The organism is Candidatus Symbiopectobacterium sp. NZEC135 (assembly GCF_025962695.1).
Genome location: NZ_JAGFPF010001089.1, coordinates 1 through 732, shown reverse-complemented (window position 1 = coordinate 732; position 732 = coordinate 1). Strand labels below are relative to the sequence as shown.

The following is a 732-nucleotide window of genomic DNA, read 5'->3' as shown; positions in this document are numbered from 1 at the left end:
GCGCGTCGCCATCAACACCAACGATGCGCGTATTCCCGACAATCACGGCAAGCAACCCATCGATACCTCGGTGATCCCAGGGGGACCGAGCGCCTATTTTGCCACTTTGCCGATCAAATCGATGGTCAATGCGTTACGCGAGCAGGGGATTCCCGCCTCGGTGTCCCACACCGCAGGCACCTTTGTGTGCAATCATGTGATGTACGGCTTATTGCACGCGCTGGCGCAGCGCTCCGGCGCAGTCAGTGGTGGGTTTGTTCATATTCCCTATGCACCGCAACAGGCGGCGCGCCATCCTGGGGAGCCATCAATGCCGATTGCTATGGTGACGCAGGCGCTGGTCGCCATGATTGCCGTCGCGCTGACTCAGCAGCAAGATGCGATTATTTCTGGCGGCACTACGCATTAGCGTCCGGGGCACATTCCCCGACGAGAAAGGAGAGATTGATGCCTGAAGGGCCAGAGATCCGCCGCGCCGCCGACGCGTTAGCCGCGGCGGTGGTGGGGGAGCCGTTAACCGGGGTTTGGTTTGCTTTCCCTGAATTAAAACCTTACGAAACGGAGCTTACCGGGCAGACGATTGAAAAGTTGGAAACGCGCGGTAAAGCGCTGCTTACCTACTTTTCTACTGGGCGGATTCTTTATACCCATAACCAGCTTTATGGCCTATGGCGCGTGGTTGATGCGGGCGTGATGCCGGATACCAAACGCGATTTGCGCGTTCGCTTCGAA

The 732-nt window shown here is 57.9% G+C and carries 1 protein-coding gene and 1 pseudogene; both read left to right on the top strand.

Annotated features, from left to right (window positions below):
- Nucleotides 1-409, top strand: a pseudogene (locus J5224_RS32625) (pyroglutamyl-peptidase I); the annotation flags it as partial.
- Nucleotides 410-447: 38 nt separating this feature from the next.
- Nucleotides 448-732 (top strand): DNA-formamidopyrimidine glycosylase family protein (locus J5224_RS32620; RefSeq protein ID WP_319802536.1); only part of this gene is annotated, 285 nt, incomplete at its 3' end.